The 15740-nt window shown below is 73.5% G+C and carries 15 protein-coding genes; 5 read left to right on the forward strand and 10 right to left on the reverse strand.

Annotation, left to right across the window (positions count from 1 at the left end):
- Window positions 1-154 precede the first annotated feature (154 nt).
- From KM427_RS08225 to KM427_RS08235, 3 genes are read right to left on the reverse strand one after another with little or no spacing between them, the layout of a single operon-like run.
- Window positions 155-541, reverse strand: coding sequence for a response regulator transcription factor (locus tag KM427_RS08225; protein ID WP_215526892.1), 387 nt, complete (start codon window positions 539-541; stop codon window positions 155-157).
- The gene (locus tag KM427_RS08230; protein WP_252275179.1) at window positions 538-2106 is read right to left on the reverse strand and encodes a glycosyltransferase family protein; all 1569 of its coding nucleotides are present in this window, start codon (window positions 2104-2106) and stop codon (window positions 538-540) included. Before KM427_RS08230 ends, KM427_RS08225 begins: the two co-directional genes overlap by 4 nt.
- Before the next feature lie 8 nt (window positions 2107-2114).
- Entirely contained in the window at window positions 2115-2294 is a 180-nt protein-coding gene (locus tag KM427_RS08235) for a hypothetical protein (RefSeq protein ID WP_252275180.1), read from the reverse strand.
- 207 nt (window positions 2295-2501) lie between these two features.
- Between KM427_RS08235 and KM427_RS08240 the strand changes: the two genes are divergently transcribed.
- The gene (locus tag KM427_RS08240; protein ID WP_215526893.1) at window positions 2502-2873 is read left to right on the forward strand and encodes a hypothetical protein; all 372 of its coding nucleotides are present in this window, start codon (window positions 2502-2504) and stop codon (window positions 2871-2873) included.
- 50 nt (window positions 2874-2923) lie between these two features.
- On the opposite strand, the gene KM427_RS08245 is transcribed toward KM427_RS08240, so the two are convergent.
- The 5 genes from KM427_RS08245 to KM427_RS08265 form a co-directional block, all read right to left on the reverse strand.
- Window positions 2924-4423, reverse strand: a complete 1500-nt coding sequence (locus KM427_RS08245) for a hypothetical protein (protein ID WP_215526894.1) — start codon at window positions 4421-4423, stop codon at window positions 2924-2926.
- Window positions 4420-5121, reverse strand: a complete 702-nt coding sequence (locus tag KM427_RS08250; protein ID WP_215526895.1) for a hypothetical protein — start codon at window positions 5119-5121, stop codon at window positions 4420-4422. The genes KM427_RS08245 and KM427_RS08250 overlap by 4 nt, the downstream gene beginning before the upstream one ends.
- Before the next feature lie 54 nt (window positions 5122-5175).
- Window positions 5176-5922 carry a response regulator transcription factor gene (locus tag KM427_RS08255; RefSeq protein ID WP_215526896.1) on the reverse strand — a complete coding sequence of 249 codons (747 nt, stop codon included), beginning with the start codon at window positions 5920-5922 and terminating at the stop codon, window positions 5176-5178.
- Entirely contained in the window at window positions 5919-7928 is a 2010-nt protein-coding gene (locus KM427_RS08260; RefSeq protein WP_215526897.1) for a sensor histidine kinase, read from the reverse strand. Before KM427_RS08260 ends, KM427_RS08255 begins: the two co-directional genes overlap by 4 nt.
- A 70-nt stretch (window positions 7929-7998) precedes the next feature.
- Window positions 7999-9345, reverse strand: coding sequence for a hypothetical protein (locus KM427_RS08265; RefSeq protein ID WP_215526898.1), 1347 nt, complete (start codon window positions 9343-9345; stop codon window positions 7999-8001).
- A gap of 116 nt (window positions 9346-9461) precedes the next feature.
- Here KM427_RS08265 and KM427_RS08270 point away from each other — a divergent pair, with 116 nt between their 5' ends.
- The 3 genes from KM427_RS08270 to paaK are packed head-to-tail and all read left to right on the forward strand — an operon-like array spanning window position 9462 to window position 11923.
- Window positions 9462-10205, forward strand: coding sequence for a dienelactone hydrolase family protein (locus KM427_RS08270; RefSeq protein WP_215526899.1), 744 nt, complete (start codon window positions 9462-9464; stop codon window positions 10203-10205).
- A gap of 9 nt (window positions 10206-10214) precedes the next feature.
- Window positions 10215-10655 (forward strand): hydroxyphenylacetyl-CoA thioesterase PaaI, encoded by a 441-nt coding sequence (gene paaI / locus KM427_RS08275; RefSeq protein ID WP_252275183.1) that lies wholly within the window; start codon window positions 10215-10217, stop codon window positions 10653-10655.
- Entirely contained in the window at window positions 10652-11923 is a 1272-nt protein-coding gene (paaK, locus tag KM427_RS08280; protein WP_252275185.1) for a phenylacetate--CoA ligase PaaK, read from the forward strand. The genes paaI and paaK overlap by 4 nt, the downstream gene beginning before the upstream one ends.
- 122 nt (window positions 11924-12045) lie before the next feature.
- Here the strand turns inward: paaK and KM427_RS08285 are convergent, their stop codons facing one another.
- Together KM427_RS08285 and KM427_RS08290 are read right to left on the reverse strand one after the other, a co-directional pair.
- On the reverse strand, window positions 12046-12912 hold the full coding sequence (locus tag KM427_RS08285) for a crotonase/enoyl-CoA hydratase family protein (RefSeq protein ID WP_215526900.1): 867 nt from the start codon (window positions 12910-12912) through the stop codon (window positions 12046-12048).
- Window positions 12909-14150 (reverse strand): LCP family protein, encoded by a 1242-nt coding sequence (locus KM427_RS08290; RefSeq protein WP_215526901.1) that lies wholly within the window; start codon window positions 14148-14150, stop codon window positions 12909-12911. The genes KM427_RS08285 and KM427_RS08290 overlap by 4 nt, the downstream gene beginning before the upstream one ends.
- 130 nt (window positions 14151-14280) lie before the next feature.
- Here KM427_RS08290 and KM427_RS08295 point away from each other — a divergent pair, with 130 nt between their 5' ends.
- On the forward strand, window positions 14281-15720 hold the full coding sequence (locus KM427_RS08295) for an LCP family protein (protein WP_215526902.1): 1440 nt from the start codon (window positions 14281-14283) through the stop codon (window positions 15718-15720).
- The last annotated feature ends 20 nt before the right edge of the window (window positions 15721-15740 follow it).

Consider the following 15740-nt stretch of genomic DNA (forward strand, 5'->3'; position numbering starts at 1 on the left):
GCGCCACCAGGCGGTCCGTGCCGGCTCCCGGATCTGCCCGACCCCGGCGTCGGGCCTCCGGGTGGCGGTGGTCCTCGGATCCGTCACAGCGGGAACCTAGGTGGCGGAGGATGAAGCGAGCGTGAAGGACGGCACTCCCTGGACCGACGCCGCCCTACACCGGCGGGTCGCCGGGGTGGCCGCCACGGCGGTGGAGCGCACCCAACCGAGCGATCAGCTCGTCGAGGTCGAACGGCTTGGTGAGGTAGTCGTCGGCGCCGGCCTCGAGGCCGGCGATCCGGTCCCGTCGGTCGCGTCGGGCGGTGAGCATCAGGATCGGCGTCGACAGCCCGAGGTCGCGCAGCCGGCGCGTGACGGTGACACCGTCCATGCCGGGCAGCATCCAGTCCAGGAGGACCACGTCGTAGCCGGTGTCGGTGCGCAGCCGGTCGTAGGCGGCGCGGCCGTCGTGGACCACGTCGGCCCGCCAGCCGGCCTCGGTGAGGGACTCGTCGAGCAGGTCGGCCAGCCGGACGTCGTCCTCGGCCACCAGGACTCTCACGGGTCGCTCCCGTCCGGTCGGTGCTGCCACACGTGCCAGTCGCCGTACGCCGTGCGCTCGACGTAGTGCTCCTCCAGCACCTGCTGGGTCGCGGTGGCCTGCAGGCCCCACGAGTCGAGGCTGCCCCCGGCCACCACGACCCAGCGCGGTGCGGCCGGTCCGGTGAGCACGGTGCCGAGCTCGGTCAGCCGTGGGTCGCGGACCCGGACGGGCAGGCTCCACAGCTGCTCGTAGGGGCTGTGCAGTCCGCTCGCGGCCACGATGTCGGGATGTCCGAAGGCGACCACCACGCCGTCGGCGGGGTCGGAGTGCTCCCGCAGGTAGGTGGCGACCTGCCCGTCGTCGGAGACCGTGTCCGGCGCTGCGGCGTGCTGACCCCAGACCACCGCGCTCGCCAGCACGACGTAGGCCAGGCACCCGGTGAGCAGTGCCCGGCTGCGTCCGGCGGCCGGCGCGAGCATGACCAGGAGCAGGGCGCCCGGGACGAGCCCGGTGAGGTAGTGGAGCCAGTAGCTGCCGCCGAGCGCGACGGCGCAGAGCTCCCAGGCCGCGAGGCCGAGCGCCGCCCACACCAGCGGGCTTCGTGCCCCCCGTGCGCCGCGGGAGCGTCGCAGCGCACCGAGGCAGGCGATGGCCAGGAGCACGGCCACGCCGCTGGCGAGCGCCGCGAGCCCGAGATGGAGCAGCCGCTCCGGGGTGGCCGCCGACGCCGAGGAGCGGATGGTCGCGGAGGCCTGGAGCCGGAACCGGACGGTCGCGTCCCACAGTCCCGTCGGCGTCGTGCCCTGGACGGCGGCGGCCGCGAGGGCGGCGCCGAGGAGCGCGGCGCCCGATGCCAGGAAGACGCACACCCGGTGTCCCAGGCCGGGCAGTCGGGGCCGGGAGGCGAGGAACAGGATCAGCGCGAAAACGTAGACGTCGACGACGTTCTGCTTGACCAGCGCGGCCGCCATGCCGGAGGCGCCGGCCGCGGCGGTCAGGAGCAGGGCGTCGCGGCCCCACGGGCGCCGGGTCGCGGCGATGAGACAGCCGACCCCGGTCAGTACGAAGGGGAGCGCCAAGACCTCGCCGTTGGCCTCGGGCATGCCGAGCAGCGGGTTCGACAGGAGTGCCACCGCGGCGACGACCGTGGCCGTCCGTGTCCAGTGGACCCCTGGGGAGACCACCTGCGCGACCAGGCCGGCGAGCAGGACGGTGAGTCCGCTCGCGACCGCGCCCAGGAGCTTCACGGTCGGCGCGGTCACGCCGGTCGCTGCGTGGCCGATCGGTCCGAGGTGTGCCGCGAGCGAGAACAGCCACAGGAGAAGGGGCGGTCGGTCGACCCAGTAGCTGCCGTAGAGCGACGTCCCCGGGTGCCACTGCTGGGCGATCAGCAGGAAGCCGCCCTCGTCGGGTGAGAGGGGCCGGTCGAGGAACGGGAGCCAGGCGACCACCGCGAGGATGGTTGCGGCGAGGACACCGGTCAGGCCGCGGAGGTCGTTGCCGCGTGCCTCCCGCGACCGGGGCGGGGCGGACCGCCGCGTGCGTCCGAGAGCTTCGGGAACGCCGGGAGCGTCGAGAGTCACGGCACCACCTAGGTGAGCTCGGCGACCCGGTCGACGGCACCGGGGGAGCCGCCGCCGAGCTGCACGGCGGTCTCGCCCGGGAACACGAAGCCCAGGAAGGCCGAGGACTCCAGGGCCGGCAGCGCGAAGACGATCGACAGCACCAACCAGGCCGGCGTGGACAGCAGGTGCTCCAGCAGCCCGGTCATCACGCCCCCCTCCGCTCACTCCCGGCCCTGCGGCCGGGAACCCGACCGTAGGTGGGCGCGCATGAAGCGACGATGAAGGAACGTGGCCGGCTTCACGCCCCCTTCATGGAGTCGTGCCTACGGTCGCGCCGTGAACGGTCCCGTGCCCGGCACCACCGTCCCGACGACGGCGGTCGCGGGGAAGGACCCCGGGCTCCGGCGGCGACCATGACGTCGGGCGGTCCGGAGCGGCCTTCCTGGGCGGCCGTCGACTCGCGCTACGGCCGCGCCTGGATGACGGCCGTGCGCGTCACCGCGGCCGGCTGGGCCGGGGTCGCGGTCCTCCAGAGTCCGCGCCTCCCGCTGGCGCTGCTGGTGCTGAGCCTCGGCGCCGTGGGCGGCCTGCTGCTCGGCACCGGTCCGTGGGCGGCCGGCTCGCCCACCCGTCGGTACGCCGCCGGGGCGCTGCGCGCGGCCGCGTGCGTGCTGGTGGTGGTCGGGATCGGCCACCATCTCGAGGCGGGCGTCGCGACGGTGACGCTCCTGGCCGCGACCTCGCCCGTGGTGCTGGGCCGGATCACCCGGCTGCTCCATGGATGAACGACGACGTGCCCCTGCCCGGGCGGGGCAGGAGCACGTCGGATGAGCCGTCAGCGACGCACCGGGGCCTTGGCCTTGGCGACCAGGGAGGATCCGCGGTAGACGACGGTGACCTTGGCGGTGCGGGGCACCGGACGGAGCCGGAGCGTCGCCCGGCCCTTCTTCAGCTTCGCCGTGACCCGCTGGTCCGCGGCACGCACGGTGATCTTGCCCTGAGCGATGACCCCGGGCGCGGTGACCCGGACCTTGACCTTGCCCCCGACCAGCCGGGCGCGGAGCTTGGCCGCGGCCTTGCCGACCGGCTTGGTGGCCGCGGTGTCGACCGTGCCGCTGGGGCGGCCCGAGACCTGCCCGGTGAAGCGGACGGAGATCCGCGCGCCGCGGTCGAGCGAGCCCAGCCGGTACGTCGTACCCGTCGCGCCCGGGATCGGCGTGCCGCTGCGCAGCCACTGCCGGCTGGTCGTCGCACCTGCGACCGACCACGTGGGCGCGGTGGCCGTGAGGGTCCGCCCGATCCGCGCGACGCCGGTCACGGCTCCGGTGCTGGTGGCCCGGACCGCCTGGTCGCCGACGCCGCCCGGTCCACCCGAGCCCCCGCCGGGCTCCTGTGCCGGGATCGGCCCGACCGCCGGCGCGGCGAACACACCGTCCTCGTAGCCGGCGGCGGTGGCCGTCACGACGACGTGGAGCATCGCCCCGGCGTCGGCGGCCGAGACCGTGTAGTAGCTGCCGGCACCGCCGGGGATCAGCACGCCGTCGCGGTACCAGCGGTAGATGACCGAGGACAGCGGGGTGAACTCGCCGTGCCGCGCCTCCAGCCGCTCGCCGATGCGGGGCGTGCCCACGATGACCGGCTGCGAGGAGATTCCGATCGTCGGCGCGTCCGTGACCACGTTGACCGTGGCGTCGCGCATGGTGGTGCGTCCGACCACGTCCTTCGCGACGACCGAGACCATCCGCTGCCCGGCGGAGCTGGTGTCGAGCAGGCCGCCGACCGCGGTGCTGCCCGCGCAGTCGGTGATCCAGGACGTGGCGTCGCCGCAGGAGAAGGTCACCGGCACGCGCTCGCCGACGCGCACGGTGCTGCCGTCGATCGGCGAGTCGATGGACACCGACGGGCTCGTGGTGTCCACGCCGACCCACTCGGTGCGGGTGGTGACGAGGCCCGTGCGGTCCTCGGCCCGGATCTCGATCTTGGTGGAGCCCTCGGCCGCGATCCGGAGCGGGACGGTGACCTCGCGGGCGTTCGTGTAGGTCTGGGTGTTCGTCCCGACGGTCGCACCGGACATCGTGTAGCTGACCTCGCGAACCCCGAGGTCGCCGGTGTGGTTGTCGGCGACCCGGATGCCGAGGTCGACCGGATCGCGGTGCCACCCGTCGACGTCCCCGGCCGGCCGGTCGACCGCGATCACCGGGGGCGAGGTGTCGTCGGGCGTTGGGTCGCCGCCACCCGGATCGATGGCGGGGTGGGTGGCGCCGGTCGCCGCGGTCGGTGCGGCGAGCAGGAGCGCCAGGGCGGCGAGGCCGCCCGGAACGAGTCGGTGGGTCATGCGAGTCCTCCTTGCAGGATGGGGCTGCGGCCGACCGTCAGCCAGCTCCCGACGACGATGAGTCCGAACATCGAGAGGAACGGCAGACCGGGTACGCCGGTGACGGCGACGGCAGCGGTGATGAGTGCGGTGAGTGCGCCGGCGACCGCGCCCAGGGGGCGGGACACCAGACCTTCGGCGAACGCCATCCAGGCGATCCCGCCGAGTGCGACGGTGACCGGCAGCCAGCCGACGTACGGGCTGAAGTCGTTCATCACGTAGTAGACGTACAGGCCGCTGTCGTCGTAGTAGTCGTCCTCGACCGCGCCGTGGAGGTAGTTCCCCAGCGCGCCCTTCCAGCCGTAGGCGAGCGACAGCGCCGCCGCGCTCGCGACCAGGCCGAAGGTGACGATCCGGGCGCCGAGGGACCACACGAAGGTGTGGGTGACCCGGCGCTGCCACACGGCGGCGAAGACGAGCAGCGCCGCGACGCACAGATAGCCCACGAACCCGCCCAGCCGGAACATCTCGTGGTCGAGGGCCGCCATGTCGGCGACGCCGACGGTGGCCGAGGGGCCGTCTCCGGCGCGGGTGTCGGTGACGACCGTGGCGATCAGGCCGAGCAGACCACAGCCGACGGCCCACAGCGGCCAGCAGTGGAACCGCTTCGCCGCCGGCATCCGGGGTGCCGGTGGCGCCTCGGTGATGGGTCGGGACATGGTCTCGCTTCCGCTCACGGCGCAGGCCGGTCACGGCACCGTGCCGTGACAGACCTACCGTCGCGATCCCGGCGACCCCGGCCCCAGGGGCCGCTGTCCTCGATCGTCCGGGCCGCCGGATCCCGGCTGGTCGGGACCGCTGGGCTCGGGCTGGTCCACGCCGATGCCCGCCTCCCGGGCCTTGACGACCAGGGCGGCCCGGTCGGTGACGCGCAGCTTGGTGAAGATCGCGTAGACGTAGTTGCGCACCGTCTTGTTGGTGAGCACCAGCATCCGGGCGATCGAGGCGTTGTCGTGGCCGCGGGCGACGAGCTCGAGGACGTCGCGCTCCCGTTCGGTGAGCTCGGCGAACGGTCCGCTCCGGGCGTTGCGGGCACCGGTGAGGTAGCCGACGCCGCGCTCGGCGACCTGGGGCCCGAGCAGGAACGCGCCGCGCGCCACCGCGCGCACGGCACCCTCGACCTCGTCGGGACCGGCGCCCTTGAGCAGGTAGCCGCGCGCTCCCGCGCGCACCGCGGCGAAGAGGGCGTCGTCGTCGCCGAACATGGTGACGACCAGGACGCCGACGCCGGGCCGCTCCCGCAGCAGTCGGCGGGTCGCCTCCGCGCCCGAGCCGCCGTCGAGGTCGAGGTCCATGAGCATCACGTCGGGGCCGAGGGCACGGGCGGCATCGACCGCCTCGTCCTCGCTGGCCGCCTGGCCGACGACCTCGACGCCGGGGATCTCCTCCAGGAGCGCGATCATGCCGATGCGGAACACGGGATGGTCGTCCACGACGACGACCCGGATCGGCCCGCTCACGGCAGCACCATCCTGACGCGCGTGCCCGATCCGGCGTCCCCGGGCTCGATCGACAGGTGGCCGGAGAGCTCGTCGGCCCGCTCGCGCATGGACTTCAGGCCCACGCCGCGCCCGTGCTGGGGCGAGATGCCGACGCCGTCGTCGACGACCTCCAGCGTCACCCCGCCCGTGCGTCCACAGCGCACGCGCACGTCGACGCAGCTGGCGCGGCCGTGCCGGTAGGCGTTGACCAGCGCCTCGGCAGCGACGTGGTAGACCGCGATCTGCCGGCGGGCGTCGAGGGCTTCGGTGCCGGTGCAGTCCGCGCGCACCTGCAGCCCGGCGCTGCGGAACCGCCCGGTCAGCACGGTCAGTGCCGCAGCGAGGTCGCCGTCATCGAGCTGAGCCGGCAGCAGCGAGCGCGCGAGCAGGCGCACGTCCTCGGTACGCCGCTCGACCTCCGCCTCCAGATCCGCCAGCAGCCGGACCGCCCCACCCGGATCGTGGCGGAGCCGGCGCTGGGCGGCGGCCAGGCCGAGGCCGACCCCGGCCAGGGCCGGACCCATGTGGTCGTGCAGCTCGCGGCGCAGCATCCGGCGCTCCTCGTGCCGCACGTCGCCGAGCCGGCGGGACGCCTCGCGCAGCCGCTGGTTGGTCTGCACCAGGTCGAGGCTCAGCGCGACCAGGCCGACGAAGTTCGTCACCGCGCGCATCGTGCGTGGATCGAGGCGCTGGCCCGCCTCGGCCTCGACCTCGATCTGACCGATGCGGCGGTGGTCGACGACGAGGGGGAGGGTCAGCCGGTCGCCCGCCGGGCGGCGTACGCCGGAGGCCACCTGCACCGGCGGGTCGACGCCGGTGACGTCGACCGCACCCAGTCGGAGCCCCTGCCGCAGCCCGTCGACGAGGGCGGGCAGCGCCTCCTGGCGCGGCGTCCCGGGCAGTCGGGCGCCGAGCTGCGCGAGCAGCACGACCGGATTGGCGGCACCGCCGTGGACCAGCTGGTCGACCCTGTCCTGGAGGGCCTGGCGGAGCGGATGGACCAGCACCGCGAGCAGGCCCGCGGCGACGACGCCCGCCGACTCGTTGCCGATCGGCAGCAGCCGGGTCGCGACCGCGACGACCACGACGTAGATGACGAGCACGCTGGCGGTCAGCAGGCCCCAGACGGCGGCTCGGGGCACGGCGGACCCGATCGGCAGCTCCCAGGTCCGCAGGACCAGCACCACGCTCGAGAGGCAGACCAGCAGGTAGGCCGCGAAGAGCAGCGGCAGCGTCACCGCAGCGACCAGGGTGTGCGAGGTCGGCGACCAGACCAGCAGCGCCGTCATCGTTGCGAAGAGCAGCACCATGCCGCCGGCGAGCACGCCGAAGGCGCGGCGACCGGCGGATGGCTCCCGGCGCCAGCGCCGCACGAGACCGGCGACGCCGACCAGACCCAGCAGGCCGGAGAGTGTCAGTGCCGCCACGGTCAGCGGCAGCAGCACGGAGTGGACCCGCGTGTCGGCCAGCGAGAGCGGGTTGGCCGGTGCGCCGGCCTGGTGGCCGGTCAGGGCGAGCAGCCCCGTCACGGTGCTCAGCGCGATGCCGGCCGTGACGCACCGCTGCGCGGTCCGGGTCATCGGCCCGGTGCGCAGCACCCACGGCAGCACGGCCACCGGCAGCGTCCGGCCGAACGCCTCGACCGCGACGAAGGCCTGGACGGCGAGCCCGGCCGCCGGCCAGCCCCGCTCGGTCGCGACGAAGGCGTACGCGAGGACGCAGGCCGCGGTGGCGAACGACAGGGCGATCGCCCCGGTCGACCACCCGAGCGGGTGCCGGCCGCGATGCAGGATCAGGGCCGCGACCGGCCCGGACATCAGGCCGACGATCAGGTAGAACACGAAGAGCACGGGCTCGGCGTACCAGCCCACGTCGAAGGGGTGGTCGGCGCGAGCCAGGAGCAGGAGCGCGGTCGCGCAGAGGGTCACGCAGAGCCCGCCGGCGATCGTCGCGCCGACGGGGTGCCCAGCCGCCCGCCCGTCCACGCCCGACAGTGTGGACGGACGGGCGACCCGGGTGACAGGGACAGGAGTCCCGGTCACCCGGGTCGATCGCTCAGCGACGGACCTTCGCGGTGCGCTTGGTGGTGACGGTGTACGTCTTCACGCCCGGGGCGCGCAGCGTTACCCGGGCCGAGATCCGCTTCCCGGCGTCGGCCTTGCGCAGCCGGTAGGCCGCCGCCTTCGCGCGCTTGATCGGCTTGCCGCCGCGCAGCCAGCGGTAGCGCACCTGGGAGGCCTTCGGCTTCCAGGAGCCGGTCACCCGCAGCTTCTTGCCCACCTTGGCGACCCCCTTGACGGTCACCTTCTTGGTCACCGAGAAGGTCGTGCCCGGCTTCCCCGGCTTCCCCGGCTTGTCCGGCTTGTCCGGCAGTGGACCGGGGTTCACCGCCGCTGCCGACCAGTCGGGCTGGGAGGCGTTGGGGATCACCAGCATCGGGTTGGGGCAGGGCTCGTCGAGGCCGGTGGTGGCCCACAGGCCGTCCGGCTCGGTCCACATCATCGTGCTGCTGTCCGGCGACCAGGTCGGGCCGGCCAGGCCGGCCATCTTGCTGGTCTCGCACACCCGGTTCGGCACCGCCGGCGCGGGGCCGCTCTGCGCGTTGCCGGTCACCCGGTGCCACACGATCTGAGTCGTGGCGTCGTAGCCGCGTACGGCGCCGAGCCACCGCCCGTCCGGGGACAGCTCGGCGTCGTCGAGGTCGGTGCCCTCGCCGTACGGCACCTGCGGCACGTCGATGTCGTCGAACCAGTGCTGAGCCGGCTGCCCGAGGTCGTTGAGCGTGATCTGGTGCAGGTAGCCGCCGCTCTGGATGGTGCGGCCGTTGCCGACCCACGACGGGTTCCAGTAGTGGGTCTGGCCGTAGACGCTGGGAGCAGTGAGGCTGTCGGTGTGCGTGATCGCGGTGGCGCGCTGGTCGCCGCAGGGCGCGCCGTGGGCGCACTGGTAGGCGGCGAAGGTGTAGGCGACCTTGGTGGCGTCGGGCGAGATCGAGACCGACACGGGCGGCCCGTCGAGGGGCTTGCTCACGCCGCTCGTCAGCGGGCCGGGGTCCAGCCGCTTCATGACGGTGCCGTTCTGCTGCATCAGCACGATCTCGTTGCCGAAGCTCACCGCGATCACGCCGGTGTCGGACTGGGACGGTGACTGGTAGGGCTTGTCGGCCACCCCGTCGCGCGTCACCTGGTGCAGGTCGCTGCCGTCGGGGCGGGACAGCCACACGTTGTGGTTGCGGATGAAGACGATGGACCCGGGCGCCGCGGCCAGCGAGGTCGCCCGCGCCCGGTCCCGGGAGTCCGCGGCGGCGATGTCCGCCGGGCCAGCGGACAGCGCGAGCACGGTCGCCGCGGCGATCAGGGCGCCGGCGCTCCGGCGCGGAGTGGTCGAGGACGTCAAGGACATGGATCTCCTTCGAGGGAACGGTCGAAGGTCGACGTTCTCGTCACGCCCGTCCTGGCCGGAAGGGGCAGCCGTCCCGAATCCGCCGGGCGGTTGGGCGGGCGCCTACGGTCGTCCCCATGGGACAGACGATCGAGGTGCGGGCCGCCGCGGGGCCCGCCGAGGCCTACTTGTCGGGCACCCGGGGACGGCCGGGGGTGCTGCTCTACGTGGACGCGATCGGGCTGCGTCCGCAGATCGAGGCGATGGCGGACCGCATCGCGTCGTGGGGGTACGTCGTGCTCGCGCCGAACGTCTTCTACCGCGACGGCCGCGCCGCCGACCTGGCGCCGAAGGCCGACCTGCGCGACCCGGGTGAGCGCGCGGCGTTCTTCGGGACCGGCGTCATGGACCGGGTGCGCGAGCTGACCCCGGACCGGTCCGGCCCGGACGCCGCGGCCTGGGTCGCGGCGCTCGAGCAGCACGCCGGCGCTGGCCCGATCGGCGTCACCGGCTACTGCATGGGTGCGCGACTGGCCGTGCGCACCGCCGGGCAGCTCCCCGGGACCGTCGCCGCGGTCGGCGGCTTCCACGGCGGCGGTCTGGTGACCGACGCCGACGACAGCCCGCACCTGGCCATCGCCGACTCGACGGCGGAGTACGTCTTCGGCCACGCCGACCAGGACCGCTCGATGCCGCTCGAAGCCGTCGAGGCGCTGGAGGCCGCGCTCGTCGCCGCCGGCCGTCCGCACGTCAACGAGGTCTACGCGGGCGCGGCGCACGGCTACACGATGGCCGACACGTCCGTCTACGACGAGGCGGCCGGCGAGCGGCACTTCCGGATGCTTCGCGCGCTCCTCGACCGGACGCTGGGAGCGGCCTAGCCTGACCGGGTGAGTCCCGAGCAGGCCGCCCAGCGGGTGGCCCAGCAGACGGCGGAGCGCAGCGCCGAGGCGATGTGGTCCGACGACCACGCCAGCCGGGCGCTCGGGATGCGGCTGGAGTCGGTCGGGCCGGGCACGGCCACGCTGCGGATGACCGTCCGCGACGACATGGTCAACGGCCACGGCATCGGGCACGGCGGGCTCACCTTCGCGCTGGCCGACTCGGCGTTCGCCTTCGCCTGCAACTCCTACAACCGGCGCACGGTCGCCGCGGGTGCCGAGATCCGCTTCCGTGCGCCGACCCGGTCCGGCGACGAGCTGGTGGCGGCCGCGGTCGAGCGCGACCGCGACGAGCGCGACGGGACCTACGACGTGACGGTGACCGCCGGCGACACCGTGGTCGCGACGTTCGTGGGTCGGTCGCGCGAGATCGGGGGTGCGTTCTGGTGAGCGGTGAGATCCCAACCCTGGACCGGGCCGAGCTGGAGGCGCTCCAGCTTGAGCGGCTGAGGGCGACGCTGCGCACGGCGTACGACGCGGTGCCGCACTACCGTCGGTCCTTCGACGCGGCCGGGGTGCGCCCCGACGACCTCGGGACGCTCGGGGACCTGGCCCGGTTCCCGTTCACGACGAAGGCCGACCTGCGGGACAACTACCCGTTCGGCATGTTCGCGGTGCCGCGCGAGCAGGTCGCGCGCGTGCACGCCAGCAGCGGCACGACCGGCCGGCCGACGGTCGTCGGCTACACGTCGGCCGACCTCGACACCTGGGCCGAGCTGATGGCGCGCTCGATCCGGGCGGCGGGCGGCCGGCCCGGCGACGTCGTGCACGTCGCCTACGGGTACGGCCTGTTCACCGGCGGACTCGGCGCCCACTACGGCGCGGAGCGGCTCGGCTGCACGGTGGTGCCGGTCAGCGGCGGGATGACCGAGCGACAGGTGCAGCTGATCGCGGACTTCGCGCCACGCGTGATCATGGTGACCCCGTCGTACTTCCTCGCGATCCTCGACGAGATGGAGCGCCAGGGCGTCGACCCGCGCTCGACCGCCCTCGAGGTCGGCATCTTCGGCGCCGAGCCGTGGACCGACGAGATGCGCCGTGCGGTCGAGGCGCGCTCGGGCATCCGCGCGGTCGACATCTACGGGCTGTCCGAGGTGATGGGCCCCGGCATCTCCCAGGAGTCGGGCCGGACCCAGGACGGCCTGCACGTGTGGGAGGACCACTTCCTGCCCGAGATCGTCGACCCGGTCACGTTGGAGCCGGTGCCCGACGGCGAGCGCGGCGAGCTGGTGTTCACCTCGCTGACCAAGCAGGCGATGCCGGTGGTGCGCTACCGCACCCGCGACCTGAGTCGACTGCTGCCCGGAACGGCGTACCCCGCCTTCCGCCGGATGGAGAAGGTCACCGGCCGCACCGACGACCTGATGATCGTGCGCGGCGTGAACGTCTTCCCCAGCCAGGTCGAGGAGCAGATCCTGGCGATCGACGGGCTCGCGCCCCACTACCTGTGCGTGCTGACCCGGCCGGGCAGCCTCGACGAGCTCACCGTGCGCGTCGAGGCCGTCGCCGAGGCGTACGACGACGCGCTGGCCGCCCGGCTCGAGGACCGCATCAAGCAGCGGATCGGCGTGACCGCGCGGGTCGAGGTGGTGGCGCCGTACGCCCTGGAGCGCTCGCTCGGCAAGGCGAGGCGGATCAGCGACGAGCGGGCGCGCTGACCCGCGGGGTGGTGGTTTCGAGGCTCGGGCCTGGCGGCCCTCGCACCTCAACCACCGGTGTCGGTGGTTGAGGTGCGAAGGCGCTCTGCGCCTGAGCCTCGAAACCACCAGGCGGGGGAGCGCTAGAAGACCTCGGGCAGCTGGGAGGCCCGGTCGGTGAAGTTCGGCGTGCGCTTCTCCAGGAACGCCGCCACGCCCTCCTTGCCGTCGCCGATCGACTGCCAGTACATCGCGAGCGAGTCGGAGAGGTGGGCCTCGAGCGGGTCGGCGACCGCGCTGTTGCGATAGAGCAGTCGCTTCGCGAGGCCGAGCGCCGCGGGGGAGCGGTCGACCACGAACGACCGGGCCAGCTCCTGTGCCGCGGGCAGCAGGTCGTCGGGATCGTGCACGCTGCGCACGAGCCGGCCCGCGAGCGCGGTGTCGGCGTCGAGGATGTCGGCGGAGTAGACCCACTCGAGCGCCTGCTGGATCCCGACGATGCGTGGCAGGAACCACGACGACGCCGCCTCCGGCACGATCCCGAGCCGGCCGAACACGAAGCCGATCCGGGCCTTCGTCGACGCCAGTCGCAGGTCCATCGCCAGGGTCATCGTCGCGCCGATGCCGACGGCGGGACCGTTGATCGCGGCGAGCACCGGCTTGGGGAGCGCATGGATCGCCAGCGTCACCTTGCCGCCGGTGTCGCGCACGCCCCGGTCGTACGGCGCCCGGTCGTACGCCGCCCGGAAGTCGGCCACCGTGGGCCGCAGCGACTCGTCGAGCCCGAACACGTTGCCCTGCGCCGACAGGTCCATGCCCGCGCAGAAGGCCCGGCCGGACCCGGTGACGACGACGGCGCGCACCGCGTCGTCCCACGCGTCCTCGCGGAAGAAGCGCTCGAGCTCGCCCGCCATCGTCAGGTCGAACGCGTTGAGCTGGTCGGGCCGGTGCAGGAAGAGCGTGCCGACGCCGTCGTCGTCGACCTCCCAGCGGAGGGTCTCGAAGCTCATCCGGTCACGCTCTTGGGCAGCCCGGTCGGGGTGCACAGACCCTTCGGGATGTCGTCGGTCTTGTCGTCCTTGATGTAGTCGAACAGCTGCTGCGACCGCTCGGGGTCCCAGTGCACCGCCAGGTCGGAGATCGGGACGCCGCAGGTCATCCCGTCCTCGCCGTTGACGTGGGTCATCGCGAGCGCCCACTTCGCCGCGCCGATCGGCGACATGCCGTCGCCGAACTGGAAGGCGGCGGGCACGGCCATCCAGACGCCCCAGTAGCGGAAGGGGTTGATGAACGTCGCCGGCGACAGCACCTCGTCGCCGACGGCGGAGACGACCTCGCGCTGGTGCTTCGCGCGGGTGATGTCGCCGTAGCGCGGGTCGCTGTGCCGCGACCGGGCGAACGCGAGCGCGGTGCGGCCGTCGGCCTCCTGGCAGCCCTTCTTGATGTTCAGCCCGGCGAGCTTGTCCACCATGTCGAAGGTGGGGCAGATCTCGATGCCGCCCACCGCATCGACCATCTCGACGACGCCGCCGAGTCCGACCTCGGCGTACTCGTCGATGCGGATGCCGGTGCTCTGCTCGATCGTCTGCACGAGCAGCTTCGGGCCGCCGTAGGCGTAGGCGGCGTTGATCTTGGTGGTGCCGTGCCCCGGGACCTCGACCAGCGAGTCGCGGGGGATCGACATCAGCACGTTCGGGCCGGACCCGGTGTGCAGCAGCATGATCGTGTCGGTGCGCTGCCCCGCGACGTCGCCGGTGACGTACTCCTTGCGCTGCTCCTTGGTCAGGCCGGCGCGGGAGTCGCTGCCGACCATCAGGTACGTCGTGCCGGGCTGGTCGCCCGGGCGGTCGCCCTTCGGCTCGAACGCGACCTTGTCGACCTTGGTCCACGCGTAGAACGGCACGGCCACCAGGTAGACCGCCCAGAGCAGCAGCAGGACCAGCACGATCCGCAGGTAGAACCGCGGGCCGCGGCGGCGCCGCGGCCGCTGGGGGCCGGGGGTCGGCGCGACCGGGGGCGGCGTCGGCGGTGTACCGGAGCGGTCCGGACGCCCGGACCGGGCCGCCGGCCGCTGGTCGACGGGCGGCTGTCCGGCGGGCCGGGACATCGTGGGCATCACCCGGGTCTCGTCGGGCCGCGGCTCGCGTGGCGCCGACGGGTTCGGGCCGGGCTCGCCGTCGCCGTAGAGCCAGTGGAAGCCCGGCGTGCCCTCGCCGGGCTCGCCGTCACCGCGGGGACGCTCCTTCATGCGGCGACCGTACCGGGTTGCTCCTCGTCGGCCGGTACCCGGCGCGTCGTGACCCCTGTTGCCGCTGTGACTGGTGATACTTGCGAGGCAGCACCCTTCCCCGTACGTCGCTCCCGAGAGAGGTCTCTCGATGCCGCCCGTTCCTTCCCCCGGGTCGCACACCTCGCACACCGCCCTGGGCGAGCGGGCCGCGCGCGTCCGGTTCCGCCGCGCCGTCTCGCTGATGCTGATGACCCTCGTGCTCCCGGGGTCCGCGCAGCTGGTCTACGGCAACAAGCGGGTGGGCCGGATCGCGCTGCGCACCTGGGCGGCGCTGGTGCTGGCGGTGGGCACCGGCCTCGTGGTCGGCGCGTTCTCGCACGGCTTCTTCTTCTGGCTGACCTTCGACCCCTCGGCGCTGCTGTGGCTCCGCCTGCTGCTCACCGCACTTGCCGTGGGCTGGGCCTATCTCTTCGTGGACGCCTGGCGTCTCGGCCAGCCGCTGACGCTGTCCCTGGGCCAGCGCCGCGCCGCGGTGGGCGTCAACGGCGTGCTGTGCCTCTCGATCGCCGCCGCCCTGCTCTTCGGCGCGCACCTGGTCGGGGTGCAGCGCTCCTTCGTGCTCGCGATGTCCGGCGACGGCGGGGTGACCGGCGCGAACGACGGCCGCTACAACGTGCTGCTGCTCGGCGGCGACTCGGGAGCCGGACGCTGGGGTCTGCGCCCGGACTCGATGACGGTCGCGAGCATCGACGCCGACACCGGCCGCACGGTCCTGATCTCGCTGCCGCGCAACATGAAGAACTTCCCCTTCGTCAAGGGGTCGGTGATGCACCAGCAGTTCCCCGACGGCTTCGACGCCGACTACCTCAACGGCGTGAGCACGTGGGCGGGGGACAACACCGAGCTGTTCCCGGGCTCCAAGCACCCGGGGGTGGACGCCACCGTGATGGCGATCGAGGGCATCACCGGCCTGCGGATCAACTACTGGGCGATGGTCAACCTCGAGGGATTCAAGGACCTCGTCGACGCCGTCGGGGGCGTGACGCTCGACGTCCGGCAGCCGATCCCGGTCGGCGGCCTGGGCTCCGACGTGACCGGCTACATCAAGCCCGGCACCCGCAAGCTGAACGGCCACGACACCCTCTGGTTCGCCCGGGCCCGCGACGGCTCCGACGACTACTCGCGGATGGCGCGCCAGAAGTGCGTGATGGGCGCGATGCTCCAGCAGGTCAGCCCCCAGACCGCGGTCACGAACTTCGCGCGGATCGCGGCGGCGAGCTCCGCGATGGTCTCTACCAACATCCCGGCCGGCGAGTTCGACTCCTTCGCCCAGCTCGCGCTCAAGGCGCGCGGTCAGAAGGTCTCCACGCTCTCCCTGGTGCCGCCGATGATCAACACCGCGAACCCGGACATCAAGGAGATCAAGGCGAAGGTCGCCGAGTCGATCGACCGCGCCGAGGGCGACGCCGCGCCGACCGGGGAGGCCAAGCGGAAGAAGCGGCCCACCTCGGTCACCGGTGGCTCGATCGGCTCGCTCAGCACCGGGTACGCCGCCAACGAGGCCGACGACCTGACCGCCGCCTGCTGAGGCACTGCCGCCTGCCGGGC

Origin of the sequence: Nocardioides sp. LMS-CY, from assembly GCF_018732145.1 — a bacterium.
Classification (GTDB): Bacteria; Actinomycetota; Actinomycetes; order Propionibacteriales; family Nocardioidaceae; genus Nocardioides; species Nocardioides soli.

What these genes read in the sequence shown, in the direction of transcription:
- KM427_RS08240 (WP_215526893.1), top strand. Translation starts at nt 2,502, where the DNA reads ATGACGTCGGGCGGTCCGGAGCGGCCTTCCTGGGCGGCCGTCGACTCG.
- KM427_RS08285 (WP_215526900.1), bottom strand. Translation starts at nt 12,912, where the DNA reads ATGAGCTTCGAGACCCTCCGCTGGGAGGTCGACGACGACGGCGTCGGC.
- KM427_RS08235 (WP_252275180.1), bottom strand. Translation starts at nt 2,294, where the DNA reads ATGACCGGGCTGCTGGAGCACCTGCTGTCCACGCCGGCCTGGTTGGTG.
- KM427_RS08295 (WP_215526902.1), top strand. Translation starts at nt 14,281, where the DNA reads ATGCCGCCCGTTCCTTCCCCCGGGTCGCACACCTCGCACACCGCCCTG.
- KM427_RS08270 (WP_215526899.1), top strand. Translation starts at nt 9,462, where the DNA reads ATGGGACAGACGATCGAGGTGCGGGCCGCCGCGGGGCCCGCCGAGGCC.
- KM427_RS08245 (WP_215526894.1), bottom strand. Translation starts at nt 4,423, where the DNA reads ATGACCCACCGACTCGTTCCGGGCGGCCTCGCCGCCCTGGCGCTCCTG.
- KM427_RS08265 (WP_215526898.1), bottom strand. Translation starts at nt 9,345, where the DNA reads ATGTCCTTGACGTCCTCGACCACTCCGCGCCGGAGCGCCGGCGCCCTG.
- KM427_RS08250 (WP_215526895.1), bottom strand. Translation starts at nt 5,121, where the DNA reads ATGTCCCGACCCATCACCGAGGCGCCACCGGCACCCCGGATGCCGGCG.
- KM427_RS08290 (WP_215526901.1), bottom strand. Translation starts at nt 14,150, where the DNA reads ATGAAGGAGCGTCCCCGCGGTGACGGCGAGCCCGGCGAGGGCACGCCG.